Here is a 24,599-nt window from a genome sequence, read left to right on the forward strand (position 1 = left end):
GAGAGTCGAGAATGGCGAACTACACCGCTGCCGACGTCAAGCGACTTCGGGAGCTGACCGGCGCTGGAATGATGGACTGCAAGAACGCGCTGGCCGAGTCCGACGGGGACTACGACAAGGCCGTCGAGGTGCTCCGCATCAAGGGCGCGAAGGACGTCGGCAAGCGCGCTGAGCGTGCGACCGCCGAGGGTCTCGTCGCGGCCAAGGACGGCGCGCTCGTCGAGCTGAACTCGGAGACCGACTTCGTCGCGAAGAACGCCGAGTTCCAGTCCGTCGCCGACCAGATCGTCACGGCGGCCGCAGCTGCCAAGGCGACCGACGTCGACGCACTGAAGGCGGCCAAGGCCGGCGACAAGACGGTCGAGGAACTCATCGCCGACCTGAGCGCCAAGATCGGCGAGAAGCTCGAACTGCGCCGTGCGGTCTACTTCGATGGACAGGTCGAGACCTACCTGCACAAGCGTTCCGCCGATCTGCCGCCCGCCGTGGGCGTGCTGGTCGAGTACACCGGCTCGGACAAGGGCGCCGCACACGCGGTGGCCCTGCAGATCGCCGCGCTCAAGGCCAAGTACCTGACGCGCGACGACGTGCCCGCCGATCTCGTCGCCAACGAGCGCCGGATCGCGGAGGAGACCGCCAAGGAGGAGGGCAAGCCGGAACAGGCTCTGCCCAAGATCGTGGAGGGTCGCGTCACCGGGTTCTACAAGGACGTCGTGCTGCTGGACCAGCCGTCGGTGTCCGACAGCAAGAAGTCGGTCAAGGCACTGCTCGACGAGGCAGGCGTGACCGTGACGCGGTTCGTCCGCTTCGAGGTCGGCCAGGCCTAGTCGGCATCTGCGCGGCGTCCACCGCGCATCGAAGGACCCCGTGCCCGCACTTTGGGCGCGGGGTCTTCTCGCATCTGCGTGCTCGACCGTCCGGTACGGATTGGTACCGTCGGCGCATGACCCAGATCTCCGCCTTCGGCGACGACGCACTCGGTGACCTCGACGCGGTGGGTGTCGCAGCCGCGATCACCGCGGGCTCGGTGTCCCGCCACGAGGTCGTCGAGGCGGCGATCGCGCGCGTGGAGAAGGTCAACCCCGTTCTCAACGGACTCGCCTACGCGGCGTTCGATCGGGCCCGCGCGCGCGGCTCGGCCGCCTTCCCATTCGGCGGCGCCTTCGACGGCGTGCCGACGTTCGTCAAGGACAACGTCGCGGTGGCGGGCATGCCGACGAGGGAGGGCACCGACGCCTGGGTGCCCCGGCCCGCGGTTTCCGACGGCGACTTCGCCCGCGCGTACCTCGCCACCGGTCTCGTCCCCCTGGGCAAGACCCAGCTGTCGGAGTTCGGCTTCAGCGCGTCGGCCGAGCATCCGAGACTCGGCCCGGTCCGCAACCCCTGGAACACCGACCACACCGCGGGTGCGTCGTCGTCCGGGTCGGGTGCGTTCGTGGCGGCGGGTGTCGTCCCCATCGCTCATGCCAACGACGGTGGCGGCTCGATCCGCATCCCCGCCTCGTGCAACGGACTGGTCGGGCTCAAGCCCACCCGCGGGCGGCTGCCGCAGGACGAGACGATGCGCGAGATGCCGATCCGCATCGTCGCCGACGGCGTCGTGACGCGCAGCGTGCGCGACACCGCTGCGCTCTACCGCGAGATGGAGAAGGCTTGGCGCAACCCGAGACTCGCGCCGATCGGCGACGTCACCGGCCCCGGGCGCACGCGCCTGCGCGTCGCCGTGTTCACCACGTCGGTGATCCGCGAGGCGGGTGCCGAGGTGCGGGATCGAACCTTGGCCACGGCCGAGCTGCTGGAGCGGATGGGCCACCACGTCGACCACCTCGACCGGCCACCGGTGCCGCAGTCCTTCATCGACGACTTTCTGCTGTACTGGTCGCTGCTGTCGTTCGCCCTGGTGCGCGGCGGCCGGAAGCGGTTCGGGCCGACCTTCGACCGCAGCAGACTGGACAACCTCACCCTAGGCCTGGACCGCCACGCGAGCCGCAACCTGCACCGGTTGCCGCTCGCGATCGCGCGGCTCTCGACGCTGGGCCGCCGCATGCGCCCGAAGGTGGCCGACTACGACGTGCTGCTCACGCCGACTCTGGCGGAGCCGCCGCCGCGCATCGGTCACCTGGACCCGACTGCCGACTACGCGCAGATCATCGACCGGCTGGTGGACTGGGTCGCGTTCACGCCGCTGCAGAACGTCACCGGCGACCCGGCGATCTCGCTGCCGCTCGGCGTGTCCACCGCGGGTCTTCCCATCGGCATGATGTTCACCGCACGGTGGGGGGAGGAGGCCACGCTGCTCGAGCTGGCCTACGAGCTGGAGGCGGCCGACGCGTTCCGCCTGCCGCAGCTCACCGGCTAGTTGTACCGAGTCATGAGGTTGGTGTCAGCCGGCTGATCGGTGGGAGGCCGTCGAGTGCGCTGTGACGTCGTCGAGTGTTGTAGTACTCGAGCCACGGTGCAAGGGCTGCGGCACGGTCGGTGTTGCTGGTGAAGACCTGGCGGTAGGCCCATTCGGTTTGCAGCGTGCGGTTGAGCCGTTCGACCTTGCCGTTCTGCCATGGGCAGTGCGGTTTGATGAAGATCTGGCGGGTTCCCATCTCGGCGCACACCTCGCGAAGTGAGTAGCGGTAGGCCCAGGCGTTGTCGGTCATGAGGCAGTCGATCGTGGGGATGCCCTTAGTGCGGAAGTAGGCTGCCGCACGGCTCAGGAACGCTGCGGACGTCAATCCCTTCTCGTCGGCTAGGACCTCGGAGTACGCCAGCCGCGAGTAATCATCGACGAGTGAGTGCACGAAGTCGAACCCGTTGCCTCGCTTGCGTTCTCGATCCGGTGCGCACCCTCGACCATGAGCACGCCACCCGCCGCCGTCGGGTATGCGGCCCAACTTCTTCACGTCCATGTGCACCAGCTCACCGGGCCGTGTGCGTTCATAGCGCACCGCGGTCAGCTTCGAGGCGCGGATGAGGTCACCGGTCATCGGGTCACACATCGCCAGGTGCGGGACGTCGTGACGGGCCAGGACCCGTGACACCGTGCGTGCCGGCACGCACAGTTCGGCGCCGATGCCATCGGGGCCCATCCGCTGAGCCCGACGCAACGCGACGATCTGGGCCTCCACTGCGTTGGGCGTGCGAGTGGGGGTCGTGTGCGGCCGCGAGGACCGATCGTGCAGTCCGGCCTCGCCCTCGGCGTCGAACCTGTCGATCCACTTGTGCACGCATTGGCGCGAAATACCCATCGACGACGCGATGTGGGCTTTGTTCCAGCCCGCATGGAACCGCTCGACGATCAACAGTCGGCCTAGGTAGGTCGTGCGGGCATTACGGTGGGACACGAGAACCTCCGGATAGGTGATGGGCCTTCGACAAGCCACACCCCACCCGGAGGTTCTCCCTACATCAAGCCGACACGCCTGACACCAACGTCATGTCCCGGTACAGCTAGTCGGCGTCGGGTGGCGCACACCCGCATCGACGTCGTTCGCGAACGGCGCGTACAGGATTCGTCGTGTGGACCAGGGCGTCGCCCGTGGTCGTGTGCGCTGGTCACGTGCTTCGGGCGACCCTGGATCGGGGCCAGTTTCATTGACGGCTCGGGATGGGGCGACGAAATCCGTTGTCCGACTGACACGATCCGGTAACCGGAGCCCGGTGTCGTTAACCTGCCGGATACCGGCGACGGCTTTCTGTGAAACACGTCAATTTCACGATTGCCCACGTGGAGACACCTACGCTCACCACCGGTCGGTCGCCGGACATCGCCGCCTCGGCGTCGGGAAGCACCGTCATGTGCCTCGTCCGGTTCGCGTTGGCGAACATCCGGCGGCGGCCCGAACGATTCACGCTGTCCGTTCTGGGCATTGCGCTGGCGATCGCGTGCGTGACGATCGTCCGGACCATCTCGGCCAGTTTCGCGATCACCGGGGCTGATTCGGTCACCGACGCCCTCGACGGGGCCCAGCTGTGGGCGGTGCCCGCCGCCGGCGTCCACTACGACTCCGACGTCGAGGCGCTCGTCGCCGACGGTCCCGCGCCTACGTTCGTACTACCCGACGGGTGGCGCACCGTCCGCACGCCGTCGGGTGTCACCGACGTCGACGGCACGCGCGTGTCGCTTCGCGGCAGCGACGACATCGCAAGTGGCGCAGTCGTCGTCAGTCCGTCGCTCGCGGATCGTCTGGGCGTGGCGACGGGCGACTCCCTCGTGATCGGCGGCCAGTCGTTGGTCGCGGATGTCACCGGCGGCGGGCACGGCGTCACCGTCTCGTCGAGCCTCGCGCAGGACGTCGTCGGCGCCAATGGATGGTGGACCGTCTTCGCGCCACCGGGTGAGGAGAACCGGCGCGACCTCGCGCAGCGCTTCGGTGCCGCGGTGGATCTGCCGACCACGGCGGACCCGTCGGTCCTGCCCGACCCGTCCGGGACCGGGCTCGTCTACGACACCGTGGGCGGCTCGGGTCCGCTCACGTTCGAGCAGAAGTTCTCGGCGCTGTTCTCCGGCAAGGTGACCAGTTCGACGCTGGGTCTGATCTCGATCATCGGCCTGGCGCTCGGCTTCGTCATCGCGCTGTCCTCGTTCCTGGCCGCGGTCGCCGAACGCAAGCGCGAGTTCGGGATCATGTCGAGCATCGGCCTGGCCGACGAGGTCCTCTACTTCTTCCTCGTCGAGTCGGCAATCACGTTCGTCGTCGCCTACCTGGTGGGCGTGCTCGGTGCGGGAGCGGCGGTCGCCCTGGTCATTCCGAGCATCGCCACGCCGCTGGCCTGGGCGCAGGCGGCGGGGATGGTGGCGGCCTTTTTGCCCGCGATGGCCATCGTCGGCGCCCTCGTGCCGGTGCACAAGCTGCTGCAGCAGAAGCCGGTCGACCTCCTGGGTGACCGATGAGCGCCTGCGCGAAGAGACGAGAACACCGATGAGCGCCTGCGCGAAGAGACGAGGACACCGATGAGCGCCTGCGCGAAGAGACGAGAACACCGATGAGCGCCTGCGCGAAGAGAATGGGACGTAAGTGACGTGCTGACCAAGGGACTGGCCTACGGGTGGCTGTCGGCGCGCCGCCGGCTCGGCGAGATGGTGCTGCCGGTCATCACGACCGCGACGGGCGCGTTCCTCGTCGTGATCGTGTTCGGGATGGCGGACGGCATCAGGGCGCAGTCGGCGTCGCTCGGCCACGCCGACGAGATCGGCAGGGCGGTCATGCTGATCGCCGTGACGGTGCTGCTCGTCGGCGTAGTCGAGGTCGCCGTCGCGACCACCCGTACCGTCGCGCACCGCACCAGGGAACTCGGGGTGCTGGGCGCCAACGGGATTCCCCGCAGACCGGTGATCGCCGCGCTGCTCGTCGAGCCGATGGTCGCCGCGATCCTCGGCGCCGTGGCGGGTGCCGCTCTCGCGGCGGTCGTGGGGATCGCACTCGGTGCACTGGGATTGGTGGCCACCGGCGTCTCGATGACCGGCCTGCTGGCCGGATCCGGCATCGCCGTCGCGGTGAGCATCGCCGCCGCGCTCGCCACCAGCATCCTGCCCACGTGGAACGCAGCGTCGCGGCCACCCATCCGATCACTCTCCACGGGAGGCTGACATGACCACCATCGACGACGCGGGCGAGATCACCGAGGCGATCCGTCCGACGCCCGTCTTCCACCCCGACGCCGACGCCGCACCCGTCATCGAGGTCTCCGACGTCTGGAAGCTGCACAAGCTTGGCGACGAGGTCGTCAAGGCACTCGTCGCGGCCGAACTGACTGTGGTGCCAGGTGAGTTCGTCTGCCTGATGGGCCCCAGCGGCAGCGGCAAGTCGACACTGCTCAACATCGTCGGCGGACTCGACCGTCCCACCAAGGGCGTCGTCAAGGTCGGCGGCCAGGACACCGCGCGGCTGTCGGAGAGCCAGTTCGCGGCGCTGCGGCACGACACCATCGGGTTCATCTTCCAGAGCTACAACCTGATCCCGTTCCTGTCCGCCGTCGAGAACGTCGAACTGCCACTGATGTTCGAGCCCTACGACCGCAAGGCGTTGCGCACGCGCGCCACCGAACTGCTCGAGCTGGTGGGCCTCGGCCACCGGATCAACCACCAGCCGACCAAGATGTCGGGCGGCGAGCAGCAGCGCACGGCGATCGCGCGGTCGCTGATCAGCAATCCGACGCTCGTGCTGGCCGACGAACCGACCGCGAACCTCGACCACCGCACCGGTGAGACGGTGGTCCGGATGCTGCGCGACCTGTGCTCCACGCTCGGCGTGACCGTCGTCGCGAGCACCCACGACCCCACGGTGGCCGACGAAGCGACCCGTGTCGTCCGCATGAAAGACGGACAGATCGTCAACTGACCACCCGTGATGCCCTGAAGGAGAACACGTGACGCAGAACGTCGAGGCGGCAACGCCTTCCACACCACCACCCGACCGCGACAAGCTCATGACCACCGAACTGGTCCCCGAGCAGATCCTGCCCAAGGTCATGAGCACGTTCGGCCTCACCGCCGCCTACGTGTTCATCATCTGCTGGGTCACCGGCTCCTCCATCATGGCCGCCGGTGGCTGGACCGCGATTCCCATGTGGGTGCTCGGCATCCTCACGTTCCTGGTGCCCGCCGGGATGGCCGTCGTCGAACTCGGCAATCTGTGGCCCGGGCAGGGCGGGGTGTACATCTGGGCGTACCGGACCATGGGGGAGACCTGGGGCTTCATCGGCGGTTACCTGTCGTGGGTGCCGGTCATCCTCAACGCGGCGTCCTCGCCGGCCGTCGTCCTGCAGTTCCTGCTGCTGGCCTTCCACACCGAGCTGGGCCTGACAACGAGCATCATCCTGCAGCTGGTGATCCTGTGGACGGTGATCGGGCTCGCGCTCGCGAAACTCGCGGCGAACCAGAAGATCATGAACGTCGTCTTCGTCGTCTACGGCGTGCTGACGCTGACGATCTTCGTCTGCGGTCTGCTCTTCGCAGTCGAGAACGGCTCGGCGACGCCCTTCAGCTGGGCCGAGGCCACCATCCCGAACTTCGCGGTGGCCGGCTTCCTCTACGGCACGGTGCTGCTGTACCTGCTCGGCGTGGAGACGCCCTACAACATGGGGGCGGAGTTCCTGTCGGTGCGACGCAGCGGCCCGCGGATGATCCTGTGGGGTTCGATTGCGCTGGTGGCGATCTACCTGCTGACCACGCTCGGCACGATGATGGCCCTGCCCAGTGACGAGATCGATCCGGTGACCGGCATCATCGGCATGCTGGACGTGGCCGGCTTCCCCGGTCTGATGGAGGTCGCCGCCGTCGTGCTCGCCGGCATCATCATCGTGGCGCTGATGACCTACCAGGTGGCGTACTCACGGCTCATCTTCGTGTCCGGGCTGGAGCGACACCTGCCGCGCATCTTCACCCATCTCAACCCGCGGACGCGAAACCCGGTGTCGGCCATCCTGATCCAGGGCGTTATCTCGTCGTTGATCCTGGTCGGTCTGTACTCGCAGAGCAGCATGGCCAACGTGACCATCTACCTGCAGGGCGGGCTGAGCACGGTCTGGCTGCTGTCGGGCTTCTTCTTCCTGATCCCGGTGGTCGTCGCCCGCAAGAAGTACGCCGACCGCTACGACACCGAGAAGTTCTGGCGCATCCCGGGCGGCATGGTCGGCGTGTGGCTGGTCGTGGTGGTCGGCTCGATCGGGACCGTCGGCGGCATCTACTACTCGTTCGTCACCCCGTGGATCGACGTTCCGCAGGCCACCTGGATGACGTGGGTGGGCAGCATCAGCCTGGGCATGTTCGCGCTCGGTCTGGTCGTCTACGTCTTCGGACGACGATCCGCGCACAAGGTAAGCCAAGAGGATTCGCTGGCGCATCTGGCGGTCTTCGATCTCAACAAGGACGCCAAGTCCGACACGGAAGCGGTGTAGCACGATGACGATGGAAGACACGGTTCTCGACACCACCGGCGCACCGGCGTCGCGGTACCCACTGGACCCACTCGACGGCGCCGAGATCGAGGCGGCTGCCGCGGTCGTCATGGCTTCGGAGTACGCCACGCCGACACTGAAGTTCGTGATGATCCACCTCGCCGAGCCGGCGAAAAACGCGGATCTCACCTACACCGGCTTCGACGTACCGCGGTGCGCGTTCGCCTCGATGTACGACGCGGAGGCGAAGTCGATCTACGAGGCCGTCGTCGACCTCGGCGCCCGCGTGATCGACTCCTGGAAGGCGATACCGGGTCGGTTCCCGTCCTACCTCGTCGAGCACATGACGGGCGTGGAGGAGAAGGTGCGGGAGGACCCGCGCTGGCAGGAGGCGATGCGCAAGCGCGGCGTCACCGACTTCGACCTCGCCATGATCGATCCCTGGCCCGCCGGGTACTACGGCGCACAGGACCACCACGACAACTCGCCGCTGGTGTGCCGTCCGCTGACGTTCATGCGGGCGGCGCCGTCCGAGCATGGTTACGCCCGGCCGGTCGAAGGGCTGATCGTGACGTTCGATCTCGACACGATGACGGTCGTCGACATCGAGGATCACGGGGTGGTGCCGCTTCCGCCCACGGCGGGCAACTACTCCGAGGCGTTCATGTTCGACCCGAACAACCGCCCGGCGTTCACCGAGTTCCGCACGGGGGTCAAACCGATCGAGATCACCCAGCCCGACGGTCCGAGCTTCACCGTCGACGGCTGGAACGTGCAGTGGCAGAAGTGGTCCCTGCGGATCGGCTTCAACCCGCGCGAGGGCATCACGCTGCACGAGGTGACCTACACCGACCGCGGCGAGACCCGCCCGATCCTCTACCGCGGGTCGCTGTCGGAGATGGTGGTGCCCTACGGGGACACCTCGCCCACGCACTGGAACAAGAACGTGTTCGACATGGGTGAGGTGGGGATGGGTTTCTCGGCCAACCCGCTGACGCTCGGCTGCGACTGCCTCGGCGAGATCCACTACTTCGACGGCACGGTGAACGACTCCAGCGGCAACGCCGTGACGATCCCGAACGCCATCTGCATGCACGAGGAGGACTTCGGCATCTCGTGGAAGCACACCGACTTCCGCACCGAGGAGGTCGAGGTGCGCCGCTCGCGTCGCCTCGTCGTGTCGATGATCTGCACCGTGGGCAACTACGAGTACGGGTTCTTCTGGTACTTCTACAACGACGCCTCGATCGAGGTCGAGATCAAGCTGTCCGGCGTCCTCACCACCGGCTCCATCGCCGAGGGGGAGGAGCCGAGGTGGGGCAAGATGGTGGCGCCCGGCATCTACGGCCCCAACCATCAGCACTTCTTCAACTTCCGGCTGGACATGAACGTCGACGGCCCGGGAAACAGTGTGTACGAAGTGGATTCGATCCCGGAGCCAGACCCGGAACTCAACCCGCACCACAACGCGTGGATCACCCGCGACACGCTGGTGGCGTCGGAGGCCGAGGGTGCGCGGGACTGGGAGTGGAAGACCGGACGCTACTGGAAGATCGCCAACCCCACGAAGAAGAACGAACTCGGCAGCCCGGTGGCCTACAAGTTGGTGCCCAAGGAGATCGTCCCGGTGATGGTGCAGGAGGGCTCCTACATCTACGACCGGGCGCGGTTCGTGCAGCACAACCTGTGGGTGACCAAGTACGACGAGGCCGAGAAGTTCGCGTCGGGCGACTACATGTACCAGTCGGCCGATGCCCAGGGTCTCCCCGAGTTCGTGGCCGACGACGCGCCGCTCGAGGACACCGACGTCGTGCTCTGGTACACCCTGGGCGCACACCACGTCGTCCGGCCCGAGGACTGGCCCGTGATGCCCTGCGCCTACACGGGTTTCCACCTCAAGCCGGTGGGCTTCTTCGACGGCAACCCCGCACTCGACCTACCGCCGTCGCCGCCCAAGGCGTGCCACGCGCACGGCGGCGGTCACCCGGTGGCCGAGCGGGCCCGGGAGTCGTGACCGGACGTCGCCGCGAGCGTGCGCAGAGTGGGGTTTCGCAGCGGTGTGTCGCCCGCAGACACGCACGCTCGCGGGGAAACGGTCGCGCCCACCTAGGCGAGGTCGGCGAGGAGCCGGCGTAGCGAGCGCTGCTCGCGGTCGTCGAGCGGGGCCAGCACCTTGGCCTCGGCGTCGCGCACTCCGCCGTCGATGGCCTCGAGCAGCGCCGTGCCCTCCCGGGTGAGTTCTGCGGGCAGTGACCGCCCCGACGCCACGGTCGTGGGTCGCGCGACGAGACCGCGCTCCTGCAGGACCCGGACGACCATGTTCATCGCCTGTGGGGAGACGTTGACGTCGCGGGCGAGTTGGGCGTTCGACAGTCCGGGCGAGTGCGACAGCATCCGCATGCAGATGTACTGCGGGAACGACAGTTCCAGTGGATCGAGGACGGTCGTCGTCACCTCCGAGCGCAGTGCGGTGGCAACCCGGTGCAGGAGGTAGCCCAGCGGCTGACCCTCGGACCCGTTCATGTCAACCATCTTGACACATATCAACTACATTGATATACCGGATGACATGACACGTCCCACTGATCAGATGTTCGACTCCGCCTACCGGGGGGAGGCCGACGGCATCGGATTCGGCGCCAAGCCGCCGTGGAGCATCGGCGAGCCGCAGCCCGAGATCGCCGCGCTGATCGACGCGGGGCGGTTCCACGGTGACGTCCTCGACGCCGGCTGCGGTGAGGCCGCCACGGCCCTGGCGCTCGCCGAACGGGGCGTCACGGTCGTCGGCCTGGACCAGTCGGCCACCGCCATCGACCTCGCGCGTGCCGAGGCGGCTCGCCGCGGCCTGACCACCGCGAGCTTCGACGTCGCCGACATCAGCGACTTCACCGGATACGACGGGCGATTCGGCACGATCGTGGACAGCACGCTGTTCCACTCGATGCCGGTCGAGCTGCGCGAGGGCTACCAGCGGTCCATCGTGCGGGCGGCCGCGCCGGGTGCGTCGTACGTCGTCCTGGTCTTCGACGGCACGACCATGCCGAAGGGCACGGTGAACGCCGTCACCGAGCAGGAGCTGCGGGACGCGGTCGCGCCGCACTGGACGATCGACGACATCCGTCCGGCCCGCATCCACGTCCAGGTGGCCACCAGCTTCGACGGGTTCAGGGAGTTCGCCGGCGACAGTCTGGAGGACCTGGGCGGCGGCCGCATGACAGTGGCGGCCTGGCTGCTGTCCGCCCACCTCGGCTGACACGCGGAACCGCCGCGACCCCTCCGCGCCCCCGGTCCAGCCGTTTGGCAGGATTGGGGGCGCCGTCGCGTGGAGAGCACCCGATGGCACCCCTGGTCGTCGAGGTGGTGCGGACCCGAAGGAGTCAGATGGCGGAGACGGTCCTGGCAGCCGACCCGGCCGGCGAATCCGGCTACTCCCGCGTGCTGCTCAAGCTGGGCGGGGAGATGTTCGGTGGCGGACAGGTGGGGCTCGATCCCGACGTCGTCGCGCTCGTCGCCCGCCAGATCGCCGAGGTGGTGCGCGACGGGGTGCAGGTCGCCGTCGTCATCGGTGGCGGAAACTTCTTCCGCGGCGCGCAGCTGCAGCAGCGCGGCATGGAGCGCAGCAGGTCCGACTACATGGGCATGCTCGGCACCGTGATGAACAGCCTCGCGCTGCAGGACTTCCTGCAGAAGGAGGGGATCGACACCCGCGTGCAGACGGCGATCACCATGGGGCAGGTCGCCGAGCCCTACATCCCCGGCCGCGCCCGCAGGCATCTCGAGAAGGGCCGCGTCGTCATCTTCGGGGCCGGCATGGGACTGCCCTACTTCTCGACCGACACCACCGCCGCGCAGCGCGCACTGGAGATCGGCGCCGACGTGGTCCTGATGGCCAAGGCCGTCGACGGCGTCTTCACCGCCGACCCGCGTACCGACCCTAACGCCGAGCTCCTGACCGCCATCACCCACCGCGAGGTCATCGACCGCGGACTGCAGGTCGCCGATTCGACGGCGTTCAGTCTGTGCATGGACAACAAGATGCCCATCCTGGTGTTCAACCTCCTGACGGACGGAAATATCGCCCGCGCGGTCGCAGGTGAGAAGATCGGGACACTGGTCACCACCTGACGACGGGCGGACGACCGGTGAAGCAGGCGACGGAAGAGCACGCCATGGACGAGCGGCAGCGACGGGAGAACACCCAGTGATCGACGAAACCCTCTTCGAGGCCGAGGAGAAGATGGACAAGGCCGTGTCGGTGGCGCGCGACGACCTGTCCGCCATCCGCACCGGCCGTGCCAATCCCGGCATGTTCAACCGCATCAAGATCGAGTACTACGGCTCGCTCACCCCGATCACCCAGCTGTCGAGCATCAACGTGCCGGAGGCCCGGCTCGTCGTCATCAAGCCCTACGAGGCCAACCAGCTGCGCGCCATCGAGGACGCCATCCGCAACTCCGACCTCGGCGTCAACCCCGGCAACGACGGCAACGTCATCCGGATCTCCATTCCCCAGCTGACCGAGGAGCGTCGCCGCGACCTCGTCAAGCAGGCCAAGGGCAAGGGCGAGGACGCCAAGGTGACGGTGCGCAACATCCGTCGCAAGGCGATGGAGGAGTTGGCCCGCATCAAGAAGGACGGCGAGGCCGGCGAGGACGAGGTGGGTCGCGCCGAGAAGGAGCTCGACAAGAGCACCGCCACCTACACCGCCCAGATCGACGACCTGGTCAAGCACAAAGAAGGCGAGCTGCTGGAGGTCTAGGCGCGCCGCCGACCTGCAGCGACCGACCCCGTGGCCACCGACACCGTTCCCGACGACGGGTCTCCCGAAGACCCGCCGATCCCCACCACCGAGAAGAAGCCCGGCCGAGCCGGTCGCGACCTACCGGCCGCGGTCGCGGTGGGGGCCTTCCTCGGGTTCGGCGTCATCGCGATCCTGGTGTGGGCGCCGCTCGGCTGGGTGCCCGTCGTCGCCGTCGCGATGGCCGTCGCGACGTTCGAAGTGGTGCGGCGCCTCCGCGAGGGCGGCTACTCGATCCCGATCATCCCGCTCATCGTCGGCGGGCAGGCGATCGTCTGGTTGACCTGGCCCTATGGCGAGGAGGGCGCGCTCGGCGCCTTCGGCGGCACCGTGGTCGTCTGCATGATCTGGCGGCTGCTGTCCGGCGGACTGAAGAAGGCCCCGGAGAACTATCTGCGCGACGTCACCGCGACGATCTTCCTGACCGCCTGGATACCGCTGTTCGGCGCGTTCGGCGTGCTGCTCGTCTACCCCGAGGACGGTGGGTGGCGCGTCCTGTGCCTGATGCTCGGCGTCGTCTTCTCCGACATCGGCGGCTATGCCGCGGGCGTCCTGTTCGGCAAGCACCCCATGGTCCCGGCGATCAGCCCCAAGAAGTCCTGGGAGGGCTTCGTGGGGTCACTGATCTTCGGCACCGCCGCATCGGTGTTCGCCGTCGCCGTCCTGCTCGACAAGCCGGCGTGGGTGGGCATCCCGCTGGGCCTCATGCTCGTCATCACCGGCACGCTCGGCGACCTCATCGAATCCCAGGTCAAGCGCGACCTGGGCATCAAGGACATGGGGACGCTGCTACCCGGTCACGGCGGGTTGATGGACCGCCTCGACTCCGTCTTGCCGTCCGCCGTCGCGACCTGGATCGTCCTCACGCTTCTTGCCTGAGCGCCTTCCCGACCCGGACCGCGCATTCAGCCAGCACGCCGCCGCGCCGAGCACCAGGCCCACGCCGACGCCCACGTCGACGCGCTCGCCGAGCATCACGTAGGACATCACCCCCGCCACCGCGGGGATGACGCAGAACAGCATCGCCACCGCCGACGCCCCGTGCAGGTTGATCGCCCGCACGTAGAGCGACACGCCCAGCACCGCGTTCAGCAGGACCACGCCGGTCACCGCGAAGGCGGCCTTGGTGACGTCGTGCACCTCGAAGGGGGTGGTGAGCGCCAGGGCCGACGCCGGCACGAACGCCACGACGTTCTGCAACGCCGTCGACGCGCGGAAGTCGACGTCGGAGCAGAACCGCTGCTGGTACACCCCGCCCGCGGCCAGGCCGAGCAGCGCGACGAGCAGCAGGAGCACGGCGGGGTCGACGCCGCCCTCCTCGATCAGCCTGCTGGCCGAGGCCGCGAGCACCGCCGCGACACCCAAGAGGAGTGCGACGATCCGCCCCCGGGTCAGCCGGTCACCCAGGAACGTCGCGGCGAGCAGCGCCGTGGCGACGGGATTCATGGCGATCAGCACCGCGCACAGGACGGCGGGCGCGCCGTGCTCGATCGCGAAGTACAGCGCGCAGAACTGCACGGCCTGCATGAGCAGCCCGGTGACGGCGACGTGGCCGAGCTTGCGCCCGCGCGGCAACTCCACCTTCGCGAGGACGGCCCAGGTGCCGAGGATCAGGCCCGCGAGACCGAACCGGAAGACCAGAACGGCCATCGGCGACATGGCGTGTACCGCCATGTTGCCGATCGGGTAGCCCAGCGCATAGAAGACGGTCACGACCGCGGCGGTGCGCAGCGGCATACGGGTGGGGGTCACCGGGCCATCGTCCGCGCCCGTTCGGCGAGCAGTCCAACGAATAACGGTGATCAGCTTCGATCACGACTCCTGATCGGTCTCCTCCGGCGTGCCGTGGATCACCCCCGCATCGTCCCTTCTTTGATCGTTTCTACTGATCGGAGTAGTTTGGCGGCATGAGTCAGGTGCTGGACATCGCGCCGCTGCGCAGTGTCGTGGCCGTCGCCGACTGTGGCGGATTTCACCGCGCCGCGGCCGTCCTGCACGTCACCCAGTCGGCGGTCAGCCAGCACGTGCGCCGGGTCGAGGCCGTCGTGGGCGGTCCGGTCGTCGAACGCTCCGGTCGAGGCGTCGCGTTCACCGAACTCGGCCACCGGGTCCTGACCCATGCCCGCACCATCCTCGCCGCGCACGACGCGGCGCTCTCCGACCTGGGCGCGGCCGAGGAGCGGGTGCTGCTGATCGGCGCCACCGAACACGGCGCCGACGTCATGCTCCCGGGACTCACCGCGGCACTGGGGGAGCGGCTCGGCGACTGGCGGCTGCGCTTCCGGCTGGACCGCAACGTGATGCTGGCCGACGCCATTGAGCACGGCGTGATCGACCTGGCCGTCATGCTCGACGGGTCCGGACTCGATCCGGCGAACGCGTCGGGCATGGTCGCGTTGAAGTGGATCAGCGGGCGCACCTTCTCCGTGCCTGCCGGCGAGCCGCTGCCGGTGGTGATGTTCTCGGAGCCGTGCACGCTGCGTGAGCCCACCTTCGCCGCACTCGATCGCCTCACCGTGCCCTACCGGATCGCCGCGGAGAGTTCGGACCTCTCCGGGCTGTTCGCCGCCGTCCGATCCGGGCTCGGGGTGGCCCTCCTGCCGATGATCGGCAGGCTGCCGGACGGCCTCTGCCCCGCGGAGGGGCTTCCCCCGAGCAACCGCGCCTCGGTGTTCGTCCGCGGACGCACCGGCGTCGACCCCGACGTGCTCGCCACCGTCGAACGCGCGGTGCGCGACGTCATGACCGAACAACGTTGATACTGGAAGAGACATGACACAGGACCTCGTCTTCGAAGCACCGCGCCGGGGGATGCCCCCGCGGCACTTCGCCGACCTCGACGCCGACGGCCACACCGCCGCCGTCACCGAGCTGGGCCTGCCGGCGTTCCGCGCCAAGCAGCTGTCCAACCAGTACTTCGGGCGCCTCATCGCCGATCCTCACGAGATGACCGACCTGCCTGCCGCGGTGCGCACGCAGGTGGCCGACGCGCTGTTCCCGGACCTGCTGAAGGTGGTGCGCGCGGTCCAGTGCGACGCCGGTGAGACGCGAAAGACGTTGTGGCGCGCGGGCGACAACGCAACGCTCGAGTCCGTGCTGATGCGCTATCCGCAGCGCAGCACCCTGTGCATCTCCTCGCAGGCGGGCTGCGGCATGGCGTGCCCGTTCTGTGCAACGGGGCAGGCCGGGCTGACGCGCAACCTGTCGACGGCCGAGATCCTCGAGCAGGTCCGCTCGGCGGCGGCGACGATGCGCGACGAACACGACGGCCGGCTGTCGAACATCGTGTTCATGGGGATGGGCGAACCGCTGGCCAACTACAACCGCGTGCTGGCCGCCGTCAAGCGCATCATCGCGCCGGCGCCGTACGGGTTCGGCATCTCCGCCCGCTCGGTGACCTTGTCGACGGTGGGGCTCGCGCCCGCGATCCGCAAGCTCGCCGACGAGCAGCTGGGCGTGACGCTGGCGCTGTCGTTGCACGCACCCGACGACGAACTGCGCGACACCCTGGTGCCGGTGAACAATCGGTGGAAGGTCGGCGAGGCGCTCGACGCCGCGAAGTACTACGCCGACGTCACCGGGCGTCGCGTGTCCATCGAGTACGCGCTGATCCGCGACGTCAACGACCAGTCGTGGCGGGCCGACCTGCTGGGCAAGAAGCTGCGCGCCACGCTCGGACCGCTCGCGCACGTCAACCTGATCCCGCTGAACCCGACCCCGGGCAGCGAGTGGGACGCCAGCCCCAAGCCCCAGGAGCGCGAGTTCGTCCGGCGGATCCGCGAGCGCGGGGTGTCGTGCACGGTGCGCGACACCCGTGGCCGCGAGATCGCCGCCGCCTGCGGGCAACTCGCCGCGGAGGGTTAGGGGTTGATCTCGCGAGATTGACGCCACCGTGCTCGCCACTCGCACTTCGTGACGGCTGCTTCAATCTCGCGCGTCAGCGGCCCGGACCGTTGACGAACCAGACGTTCTCCTCGCGAAGCCGCCGACTACGCCAGCCGTCCGACGTCCGCACCATCTCGTGGTGGTAATACCCGCCGCACGAGGATGTCTCGGTCATCCCGGGCAGCTGCATCGGGTTGAAGAACATCGCCCTGACGGTTGCCGTATCGCCGAGGACGTCGGCTTCGACGTTCGTCACGTAGTGCATGCTCCACGGGAGCAGTCCGACGTTCGACGCGAACCACGCGACCACCTCGTCGAGGGTTCCGACCACCGCACCCGCCGACGAGTAGTCGATGTGGGCGTCGGCGGTGAACACCGACCGGTAGAGGTCCCAGTCCTTGGTGTCTACGGCGCGCGCATACCGGTAGAGCAGTGCGGTGATCTCGGCATGGTCTGACGTCACTCCGGCATGCCGATCGTCTTGGCCTCCAGGTACTCCCGGTAACCCTCGTCGCCGTTGCGCCGACCCAGGCCGCTCTGCTTGGTGCCGCCGAACGGGCTGGTGATGCCGAAGTGGCTCTTGCCGTTGATGGTGACGTTGCCGGTGCGCATGCGGGTCGCGACGTCGAACGCCCGGTCGACGTCGCCGCCCGACACCTCGCCGGACAGGCCGTAGATCGAGTTGTTGGCGATGGCGACGGCCTCGTCGTCCGTGTCGTAGGGGGTCACCGTCAGAACCGGCCCGAAGATCTCCTCCTGCGCGACCTGGGAGTCCGGGTCGACGTCGGCGAGCAGGGTCGGCTGCACGTAGTAGCCGGTCGGCAGGTGCTCGGGGATGCCGCCGCCGGTGACCAGCCGGGCGCCGGAGTCGATGCCGGAGCGGATCAGCCCGAGCACCTTCTTGCGTTGGCCGTCGCTGATCTGCGGGCCCTGCATGTTCCCCGGATCCCATGGATCGCCGTACGGGAAGTTCTCCATGCTGCTCTTGAGGATCTCGACGCCCTCGTCGTACCTGCTGCGCGGCAACAGAATTCGGCTCGGAAGGATGCACGACTGGCCCGACATCACGCATGCCATCATCGCCGCCATCGGCAGAGCCGAGCCGAAGTCGGCGTCGTCGAGCACGACGTGCGCCGACTTGCCCCCCAGTTCCAGCAGTGTCTTCTTGACGGTGGGTGCACCCGCGGCCAGGATGGCCCGGCCCGTGGCGGTCGACCCGGTGAAGGTGATCATGTCGACCCTCGGGTCTCCCGACAGCGCGGCCCCGACCTCGTTGGCATTGGACACCACGACGTTGAAGACGCCGGCGGGGATGTCGGTCTCCTCGGCGACGATGCGGCCGTACTCGGTGCCCGACCACGGCGTGAGCTGAGCGGGCTTGAGCACGACCGTGTTTCCCGCCATCAGCGCGGGCACCGTCTCGGCGACGTTGAGGTAGAACGGCACGTTCCACGGCGTGATCGCGCCGACGACGCCGATCGCCTCGTAGTGGATCTTGCGTCGCGCCGGACCCATCTGGGTGGGGTGCACGCCGGTGTCGACGAGGTACTCGAACGCCCGACCGTGCTCGGCCCAGTGGGTGACCTCCTCGATGGGGCTCTCGATCTGCGATCCGCTGACCGTCACCGGGCAGCCGACCTCGGTGATCAGGATGCGGCGCAGTCGCTCCTTGTTGCGCTCGAACGCGTCGTGCAGCTGCACGAGGCAGTGGTGGCGGAAGTCGAGGTCGCGCGACCAGTCGGTCTCGTCGAACGCCCGACGGGCTGCCGCGACGGCCCGCGACACGTCCTCGACGGTGCCGTCGGTGGCCTGGCCGACGACCTGTTCGCTGGCGGGGTGGATGACGTCGAAGGTCGCGCCGCCGCCGGTATGCTGCAGCTCGCCGTCGATGAGCATGCGCTCGTCGCCGGCCAGGATCCCGGATTCACTCTGCACTGTCGTCATGACGGCTAGCTTTACAAATAGTCGACGAAGTGTCAGGGGTTTCGGCGAGCCCGTCAGTCTCGTGCCGGGGCCTTGATCCCGACCGCATGCCTGAGCTGGGCCAGGAACGCGTCGTCGTCGTCGGCGCGAACGATGTAGTGCGACACGGCGACCCGGGTGGCCGTCGCCGCCTTGACGCTGCGGTTGGGGCCCTGCAGCAGGCGTTCGAGGCGGGTTCTCATCACCGGGATCACGCGCGTCAGCTGGGCGATCACCACCTCGGGCTCGATGTCGATGACCCGCACGCCGGAGTAGGACTGCTGGAACTGCACGATGAAGCGCAGGGCGGCGTCCAGCTTCTCGTTGCCGCGCAGTCCGGCGGTCGCCGTGCTGAGGCCCGAGTCGAACATGTGCTGTTCGTAGGCCCCGAACGCGTCGAGCAGTTCCTCCTTCGACGCGAACCAGCGGTACAGCGTCGGCCGCGAGACCCCGGCCTGCATGGCGACGTCGGAGAGGCTGAGTTTGGTCTGGCCGCTGCGGGCGAGCACCTCGGTGGTGGCAGACAGGATGCGCCGACGCGTCGACGTGTCGTCGCCGAAGTCAGGGGTGGCCCGCTCGGCGGTCATCTGCGCACTCGCTTTCAGCGTCGGGACGTTTACGGACGCACTGGTGATCGTAAGGTATCCCGAGGTCACGACGGTGGCCGAACGGTGTGATGGCGAACCGGAGGGAGGGCAGACGTGTCCGGACCGCTCGACGGCATCAGGGTCGTCGAACTCGGCGTGTGGGTGGCAGCACCAGCGGCGGGCGGCATCCTCGCCGACTGGGGTGCCGACGTCGTCAAGATCGAGCCACCGCAGGGTGATCCCGCCCGCACGTTCGGTCGGATGCTGCAGATCGAGTCCGGCGTCAACCCGCCGTTCGAGATGGACAACCGATCCAAGCGCAGCATCGTCGCCGACCTCGGCAGCGACGACGGCAGGCAGGTCGCGATGGAATTGCTGGCGGACGCCGACGTCTTCGTGACCAACGTGCGTCCCGGCGCACTGGCGCGCCTCGGCTTCGACTTCGGCACGCTCGCCGAGCGCAACCCACGACTGGTCTACGGGCTGATCACCGGATACGGCGCCGAGGGGCCCGACGCCGACCGCGCGGCCTACGACGTCGCCGCCTTCTGGGCCCGTTCGGGGATCGCCGACCTGCTGACCCGGCCCGGTGACGTCCCGCCGTTCCAGCGCGGCGGCATGGGTGACCATTCGGCGGGCATGACGCTGGCGGCGGCGATCTGTGCCGCGCTCGTCGCCCGGCAGAAGACGGGGGAGGGACAGCTCGTCACGACGTCGCTGTACCGCCAGGGCGCGTACACGGTGAGCTTCGACCTCAACACGCTGCTGTTGACGGGTCAGCAGATCGCGATCGGCCGGCGCGAGACGATGGGCAACCCGTGCATGAACAACTACGCCACCGCCGACGGGCGGCGGTTCTGGATCGTGGGGCTGCAGGGCGACCGGCACTGGCCCGCGCTGTGCCGCGCGGTGGGACGGACCGACTGGCTCGACGACGACCGGTACGCCACCGCCAGGGCGCGCGCCGCCAACGCGGTCGAGCTGATCGCCGTACTCGACGCCGTCTTCGCCACCCGACCACTCGACGCGTGGGCTGAGGTCTTCGCGGGTGAACCCGACTTCTTCTGGTCCCCCGTGAACTCGCTCGACGACGTCCTGGCCGACGACCAGTTCCACGCCGCGGGCGGCATCGTCTACGTTCCCGACGGGGACGGCGGCAGCCAACCGATGGTGGCGACGCCCGTGGACTTCCACGGCACCCCGTGGGAACCGCGTTCGGGCGCACCGACTCTCGGCCAGCACACCGACGAGATCCGGGCGGAACTGGCCCGCCGCCGCGGTCGGCTCTGAGTCAGGGCCGCACGCCTCAGTGGTGGTGGTGGAGGGCGCCGGGCGCGGGCACGTCGACCAGCAGCGCGTCGACGCGGGAGTCCTTCGAGCCGGCCAGCCGCTCGGGGCGGGCGTCGATGCACGACAGCAGGAACAGCGTCCGGCCCTCCGATCCGCCCAGCGTGCAGGCGATCGCCGTACGACCGGCGACGTCGATGCGGTCGGTGACCTCGTGCCGCCCGCCGCCGGCGTCCACGATGCGGTCGAATCGCTGGGCCACCGTCATCGCCACCCACAGGCCGCCCTCGGCGTCGACGGTCAGGCCGTCCGGCGGACCCTCGAGGCCGTCGGCGAAGACGCGCCGGTCGGAGAGCCCTCCGTCGTCGTCGACGGTGAACGCGGTCAGGCGCCTCCCGGTGGACTCCGCGACGATCAGCGTGTGGCCGTCCGGGGTGATGGCCATGCCGTTGGGCAGGTCCAGCCGGTCGGCGACCACGGTGGCGGTGTCGTCGAGGTCGACGCGGACGATCACGCCGCCCTCGCGCGCCTGCGATCCCACGTAGGCCCGCCCTCGCTCGTCGATCACCATGTCGCCCAGGTCGGCGGGCACCAGCCCGGAGAGGTCGGCCACGGGCGTGACGTCGTCGCCGTCGTAGCGCAGCACCTGACGGTCCCGCGTCGAGACGATGAGCAGGGTGCCGTCGGGTCGGAAACCGAGGCCGGACGGCGCCCGGCCGGGCAGCGGCAGCGTCGTCATGGCGCCGGTGAGGTCGACGGTGTGGACTGCCTCGCCCAGCACGTCGGAGAACCACAGCATGCCCTCGAACCAGCGTGGGCCCTCGCCGAAGCGGAACCCGCCGCCGAGGCGAACGGGGTTCACCGGGTGGCCCGCGGCTGCGATACTTTACAAAACACCCCTCGAGTGTCACGTGCGGTCGATGGCACTGTCAACACCGGTGGCATCCGTCGCGGAGGCGGTCCCGCGGCGACCGTGCGCGAACTCAGGGGTGTGACCGGCGCGTCGCCCGCAGACCCTGGAGCCGCTTGCGGAACGCTCGCCGGGAAGGTCGCGAGAAAAGTCGCGCGAAATGAGGTACACAGACACCGGACGACGACGGTGGGAGATCGGGTGCGGCGGCTCAACGGTGTGGACGCGCTGCTGCTGTACAGCGAAGCCCCCGAGATCCACATGCACACCCTGAAGATCGGCATCGTCGACGTGTCGGGGATGGCCGGGGCGTTCAGCTTCGAGGTGTTCCGCCGCATCGCCGAGGCGCGACTGCAGGCGATGGCGCCGCTGCGCTACCAACTCGTCGACATCCCACTGCGCCTGCACCACCCGATGTGGACCGAGAACGTCGACATCGACTTCGACTACCACCTGCGTAGCGCCCGCGTGGCCGCACCGGGCGGCAGGCGTGAACTCGACGAGCTGATCGGTGAGATCGCCAGCACCCCGCTCGACCGGACCCGGCCGCTGTGGGAGATGTACGTCGCGGAGGGCCTGGCGTACAACAGGATTGCGATCATCCACAAGGTGCACCACGTCCTCGCCGACGGCGTCGCATCGGCGAACCAGATGGCCTGGGCCATCCAGCCGGACCCACCCGCACTGGCGACGCCACCGATTCAGACCGCCGACGCCGAACGCACGTGGGCGGGTCTGGTCAGGGCCGCGGGCCGCGACCACGCGCGCCAGATCGGACGACTGCCGGGTCTGGTCGTCGAGACCGGCAGGGGCGTCTCCCGCGTCCGTCGCCGGGCCCGCGAACGGGGCAGGCACCCCGAACTCGCGGCGAACTTCGCCCCGCCACCGTGCTTCATCAATCACGTGGTGTCACCGGTGCGCCGCTTCGCCACCGCCCCGCTCGCGCTGAGCGACGTCAAGGAGGTCGCGAAGGCGCTCGGCGTCACCATCAACGACGTGGTGCTCGCGACGGTCGCCGGCGCGCTGCGTGAACTCCTGCTGCGCTACGACGGCACCGCCGACGTCCCGTTGATCGCCGGGGTGCCGGTCAGCTACGGCCGGCCGGATCGTCTGGTGGGCAACGAGTTCAGCTACATGACGCCGTCGCTGGCCGTGCACGTCGCCGACCCGATCGAGCGGGTGCGGTTGACGGCGACGGCCACGCGGATCGCGAAGGAGAACCATCAGCTGCTGGGGCCGAGCCTTCTCCCGTCGTGGATGAACTACCTGCCACCGGCGGTCGCGCCGGAAGCGTTCCGCTGGCAGTCGAAGCGGATGGAGTCGAGCGCCATCATGAACCTCACCGTGTCGAACGTGCCGGGACCGCGGGAGCGGGGATCGATCGAGGGCGCGACCATCACCGAGATCTACTCGGTGGGTCCACTGGTCCTGGGCAGCGGCATGAACGTCACCGTCTGGAGCTACGTCGACCAGCTCAACGTCTCGGTGCTGACCGACGACCTGACGACCGACGACCCGCACGAGGTCACCGATGCGATGGTGCGGTCGTTCACCGAACTGCGGAAGGCGGCGGGCATCACGGGCGGGCTGACGCCGCTCGAGGCGGTGCTGCCCGCGGTCTGACGATTGCTAGCGGGAGAAGCCGCGCTTGCGCAGCCACTGGTAGCGGATGACGACGCCGAACACGACGACGGCGAAGAAGATCAGGAAGATGTCCTCGACCTTGCCGGTGTGGTTGCCGTGCAGCATGGCGAGCAGGAACAGGCCGACGACGATGCCGCCGATCTGCTGGATCCGCGGGTTCTCCTTGGACCAGCCCCAGTTCGCCGACGGCACGTCCTCGACGTCGACGCCGTTGTACCGCTCGACCTCGGTGTTGGCCACGGTTGCTCCTCATGGTCGGTGTTGACTTCGATTCTGACATACGACGGGCCGTCGTAGCGGCTGGGTTCGCCGGTCAGCGGATCTGTTCGTAGCGACGCAGCGCCTCGAGTCGCTCCGCCTTGTGGTCGACCATCGGCTCCGGGTAGTCGTCGGTGCCGTACTCGGGCACCCACTGCCGCACGTACGCCCCCTCGGGATCGAACTTGTCGCCCTGAGTATTGGGGTTGAAGACCCGGAAGAAGGGGGCGGCGTCGGTCCCGCAGCCCGCGGTCCACTGCCACCCGTGCTGGTTGTTGGCCATGTCGCCGTCGACGAGCTGGTCCAGGAACCAGCGCGCACCCCACTGCCACGGCAGGTGCAGATCCTTGACGAGGAACGACGCCGTGATCATCCGCACGCGGTTGTGCATGAAGCCGCTCTCGGAGAGCTGCCGCATCCCGGCGTCGACGATCGGGAACCCGGTGCGGCCCGCCTTCCACGTCTCGAACCGCTTCTCGGCCTCGGGGCCCTCGTCGACCTCGATGGCGTCGAACGACCTGTTCCAGTTCCACCACACGCTGTGCGGCCACTCGTTGAGGACGCCCGCGTAGAAGTCGCGGAACGCCAACTCGCGCAGGTACGCCTGGGCGCCCTCGCCGCTGCCGAGGTCGGCGGCCATGGTGCGCGGATGGATGGCGCCGAACTTGAGGTGCGCCGACATCCGGCTGATGCCGTCGACGTCCGGGCGGTTGCGGTCGTCGGCGTAGCCGGCGACGCGGTCGGCGATGAACTTCTTCCACGCCTTGCGAGCCGCGGTCTCGCCGGCGGGGATGTCGATCTCGGCGTCGACCGTCGGGATCTCCTCGTTCGTGACGCCCTTGACCGACGACGGATCGATCCACGACGCCGTCTTCGGACCTGTCTTGGCGGGTGTGCGCCAGCCGTGCTGCTTCCAGGCCGTGAAGAAGGGGCTGAAGACCTTGTAGGGGGTGCCGTCGTCCTTCGTGACCCGTCCGGGGGAGACGAGGTACGGCGATCCGGACGCCTCCAGCGGTATGCCGTCTCCGATCGCGGCGAGCGCCTCGCGCACCGCCGTGTCGCGCCGCACGCCGAACGGGGTGAAGTCCTCCGAGACGTGGACCGACGTGGCACCGATGCGGTTCGCGAGGTCGGGGATGCGGTCCTCGGGGCGGCCGGTGATGACGAGCAGCCTGCCGTCGAGTACGGCACGGAGGTCGGTCAGTGCGTCGTAGAGGTAGCGCAGCCGCCGCTGGCCGGAGGACTGGTGCAGCCGCGGGTCCATCACGAAGCAGGCGAGGACGTCACCGTCGGCGCCGTCGCCCTTGGCGGCCTCCAGTGCCGCGGGCAGGTCGTGCAGGCGCAGGTCCCGGCGGAACCACAGCAACGTGGGCATGGG

At 68.7% G+C, this 24,599-nt stretch carries 24 protein-coding genes; 15 read left to right on the forward strand and 9 right to left on the reverse strand.

Annotation, left to right across the window (positions count from 1 at the left end):
- Nucleotides 1–11: 11 nt before the first annotated feature.
- Together tsf and G6N64_RS16925 are read left to right on the forward strand one after the other, a co-directional pair.
- On the forward strand, nucleotides 12–827 hold the full coding sequence (gene tsf / locus G6N64_RS16920; RefSeq protein WP_163798090.1) for a translation elongation factor Ts: 816 nt from the start codon (nucleotides 12–14) through the stop codon (nucleotides 825–827).
- Nucleotides 828–943: 116 nt separating this feature from the next.
- Nucleotides 944–2,359: an amidase gene (locus G6N64_RS16925; protein ID WP_163798091.1), complete on the forward strand. Its 1,416-nt coding sequence runs from the start codon at nucleotides 944–946 to the stop codon at nucleotides 2,357–2,359.
- A 10-nt stretch (nucleotides 2,360–2,369) separates the two neighbouring features.
- On the opposite strand, the gene G6N64_RS16930 is transcribed toward G6N64_RS16925, so the two are convergent.
- Nucleotides 2,370–3,335 carry an IS481 family transposase gene (locus G6N64_RS16930; protein ID WP_163797048.1) on the reverse strand — a complete coding sequence of 322 codons (966 nt, stop codon included), beginning with the start codon at nucleotides 3,333–3,335 and terminating at the stop codon, nucleotides 2,370–2,372.
- Nucleotides 3,336–3,787: 452 nt separating this feature from the next.
- On the opposite strand from G6N64_RS16930, the gene G6N64_RS16935 reads away from it, so the two are divergent.
- The 5 genes from G6N64_RS16935 (at nucleotide 3,788) to G6N64_RS16955 (ending at nucleotide 9,904) form a co-directional block, all read left to right on the forward strand.
- Nucleotides 3,788–4,885, forward strand: coding sequence for an ABC transporter permease (locus G6N64_RS16935; RefSeq protein WP_246231264.1), 1,098 nt, complete (start codon nucleotides 3,788–3,790; stop codon nucleotides 4,883–4,885).
- 129 nt (nucleotides 4,886–5,014) lie between these two features.
- Nucleotides 5,015–5,581 (forward strand): FtsX-like permease family protein, encoded by a 567-nt coding sequence (locus G6N64_RS16940; RefSeq protein WP_163798092.1) that lies wholly within the window; start codon nucleotides 5,015–5,017, stop codon nucleotides 5,579–5,581.
- Between the two features lies 1 nt (nucleotide 5,582).
- The gene (locus G6N64_RS16945; protein WP_246230683.1) at nucleotides 5,583–6,332 is read left to right on the forward strand and encodes an ABC transporter ATP-binding protein; all 750 of its coding nucleotides are present in this window, start codon (nucleotides 5,583–5,585) and stop codon (nucleotides 6,330–6,332) included.
- Nucleotides 6,333–6,420: 88 nt separating this feature from the next.
- Nucleotides 6,421–7,890 carry an APC family permease gene (locus G6N64_RS16950; protein ID WP_163801880.1) on the forward strand — a complete coding sequence of 490 codons (1,470 nt, stop codon included), beginning with the start codon at nucleotides 6,421–6,423 and terminating at the stop codon, nucleotides 7,888–7,890.
- 4 nt (nucleotides 7,891–7,894) lie between these two features.
- Nucleotides 7,895–9,904, forward strand: a complete 2,010-nt coding sequence (locus G6N64_RS16955) for a primary-amine oxidase (protein WP_163798093.1) — start codon at nucleotides 7,895–7,897, stop codon at nucleotides 9,902–9,904.
- A gap of 92 nt (nucleotides 9,905–9,996) precedes the next feature.
- On the opposite strand, the gene G6N64_RS16960 is transcribed toward G6N64_RS16955, so the two are convergent.
- Complete coding sequence (locus G6N64_RS16960; RefSeq protein WP_163798094.1) at nucleotides 9,997–10,422, reverse strand: MarR family winged helix-turn-helix transcriptional regulator; 426 nt, start codon at nucleotides 10,420–10,422, stop codon at nucleotides 9,997–9,999.
- A gap of 37 nt (nucleotides 10,423–10,459) precedes the next feature.
- Here G6N64_RS16960 and G6N64_RS16965 point away from each other — a divergent pair, with 37 nt between their 5' ends.
- The 4 genes from G6N64_RS16965 to G6N64_RS16980 all read left to right on the forward strand — a co-directional run bounded on the left by G6N64_RS16965 (nucleotide 10,460) and on the right by G6N64_RS16980 (nucleotide 13,567).
- Nucleotides 10,460–11,143, forward strand: a complete 684-nt coding sequence (locus tag G6N64_RS16965) for a class I SAM-dependent methyltransferase (protein ID WP_163798095.1) — start codon at nucleotides 10,460–10,462, stop codon at nucleotides 11,141–11,143.
- 128 nt (nucleotides 11,144–11,271) lie between these two features.
- Nucleotides 11,272–12,015: a UMP kinase gene (gene pyrH, locus G6N64_RS16970; protein ID WP_163801881.1), complete on the forward strand. Its 744-nt coding sequence runs from the start codon at nucleotides 11,272–11,274 to the stop codon at nucleotides 12,013–12,015.
- Between the two features lie 76 nt (nucleotides 12,016–12,091).
- Nucleotides 12,092–12,649 carry a ribosome recycling factor gene (frr, locus tag G6N64_RS16975; RefSeq protein WP_163798096.1) on the forward strand — a complete coding sequence of 186 codons (558 nt, stop codon included), beginning with the start codon at nucleotides 12,092–12,094 and terminating at the stop codon, nucleotides 12,647–12,649.
- A 30-nt stretch (nucleotides 12,650–12,679) separates the two neighbouring features.
- A complete protein-coding gene (locus tag G6N64_RS16980; RefSeq protein WP_197748276.1) occupies nucleotides 12,680–13,567 on the forward strand; it encodes a phosphatidate cytidylyltransferase in 888 nt (295 codons plus the stop codon).
- Here G6N64_RS16980 and G6N64_RS16985 read toward each other — a convergent pair.
- A complete protein-coding gene (locus tag G6N64_RS16985) occupies nucleotides 13,478–14,425 on the reverse strand; it encodes a DMT family transporter (protein WP_163801883.1) in 948 nt (315 codons plus the stop codon). The two genes, G6N64_RS16980 and G6N64_RS16985, sit on opposite strands and share 90 nt — an antisense overlap.
- A gap of 170 nt (nucleotides 14,426–14,595) precedes the next feature.
- Between G6N64_RS16985 and G6N64_RS16990 the strand changes: the two genes are divergently transcribed.
- A complete protein-coding gene (locus G6N64_RS16990) occupies nucleotides 14,596–15,447 on the forward strand; it encodes a LysR family transcriptional regulator (RefSeq protein WP_163798097.1) in 852 nt (283 codons plus the stop codon).
- Between the two features lie 13 nt (nucleotides 15,448–15,460).
- Nucleotides 15,461–16,552, forward strand: a complete 1,092-nt coding sequence (rlmN, locus tag G6N64_RS16995) for a dual-specificity RNA methyltransferase RlmN (protein ID WP_163798098.1) — start codon at nucleotides 15,461–15,463, stop codon at nucleotides 16,550–16,552.
- A 73-nt stretch (nucleotides 16,553–16,625) separates the two neighbouring features.
- On the opposite strand, the gene G6N64_RS17000 is transcribed toward rlmN, so the two are convergent.
- The 3 genes from G6N64_RS17000 to G6N64_RS17010 are packed head-to-tail and all read right to left on the reverse strand — an operon-like array spanning nucleotide 16,626 to nucleotide 19,122.
- Nucleotides 16,626–17,036, reverse strand: a complete 411-nt coding sequence (locus G6N64_RS17000; protein ID WP_163798099.1) for a nuclear transport factor 2 family protein — start codon at nucleotides 17,034–17,036, stop codon at nucleotides 16,626–16,628.
- Complete coding sequence (locus G6N64_RS17005) at nucleotides 17,033–18,517, reverse strand: aldehyde dehydrogenase family protein (protein ID WP_163798100.1); 1,485 nt, start codon at nucleotides 18,515–18,517, stop codon at nucleotides 17,033–17,035. Before G6N64_RS17005 ends, G6N64_RS17000 begins: the two co-directional genes overlap by 4 nt.
- 53 nt (nucleotides 18,518–18,570) lie before the next feature.
- The gene (locus G6N64_RS17010; protein ID WP_163798101.1) at nucleotides 18,571–19,122 is read right to left on the reverse strand and encodes a TetR/AcrR family transcriptional regulator; all 552 of its coding nucleotides are present in this window, start codon (nucleotides 19,120–19,122) and stop codon (nucleotides 18,571–18,573) included.
- Nucleotides 19,123–19,236: 114 nt separating this feature from the next.
- Here G6N64_RS17010 and G6N64_RS17015 point away from each other — a divergent pair, with 114 nt between their 5' ends.
- Nucleotides 19,237–20,412, forward strand: coding sequence for a CaiB/BaiF CoA transferase family protein (locus tag G6N64_RS17015; protein WP_163798102.1), 1,176 nt, complete (start codon nucleotides 19,237–19,239; stop codon nucleotides 20,410–20,412).
- Nucleotides 20,413–20,428: 16 nt separating this feature from the next.
- Here the strand turns inward: G6N64_RS17015 and G6N64_RS17020 are convergent, their stop codons facing one another.
- The gene (locus G6N64_RS17020; protein WP_409370750.1) at nucleotides 20,429–21,292 is read right to left on the reverse strand and encodes an SMP-30/gluconolactonase/LRE family protein; all 864 of its coding nucleotides are present in this window, start codon (nucleotides 21,290–21,292) and stop codon (nucleotides 20,429–20,431) included.
- Nucleotides 21,293–21,520: 228 nt separating this feature from the next.
- Between G6N64_RS17020 and G6N64_RS17025 the strand changes: the two genes are divergently transcribed.
- Complete coding sequence (locus G6N64_RS17025) at nucleotides 21,521–22,942, forward strand: WS/DGAT/MGAT family O-acyltransferase (RefSeq protein WP_163798103.1); 1,422 nt, start codon at nucleotides 21,521–21,523, stop codon at nucleotides 22,940–22,942.
- Nucleotides 22,943–22,948: 6 nt separating this feature from the next.
- Here the strand turns inward: G6N64_RS17025 and G6N64_RS17030 are convergent, their stop codons facing one another.
- Nucleotides 22,949–23,203, reverse strand: coding sequence for a DUF2631 domain-containing protein (locus G6N64_RS17030; RefSeq protein WP_163798104.1), 255 nt, complete (start codon nucleotides 23,201–23,203; stop codon nucleotides 22,949–22,951).
- A gap of 73 nt (nucleotides 23,204–23,276) precedes the next feature.
- Nucleotides 23,277–24,596, reverse strand: a complete 1,320-nt coding sequence (locus G6N64_RS17035; RefSeq protein ID WP_163798105.1) for a cryptochrome/photolyase family protein — start codon at nucleotides 24,594–24,596, stop codon at nucleotides 23,277–23,279.
- Between the last annotated feature and the right edge of the window lie 3 nt (nucleotides 24,597–24,599).

The organism is Mycolicibacterium sediminis (assembly GCF_010731735.1).
In the GTDB taxonomy this organism is placed as follows: Bacteria; Actinomycetota; Actinomycetes; order Mycobacteriales; family Mycobacteriaceae; genus Mycobacterium; species Mycobacterium sediminis.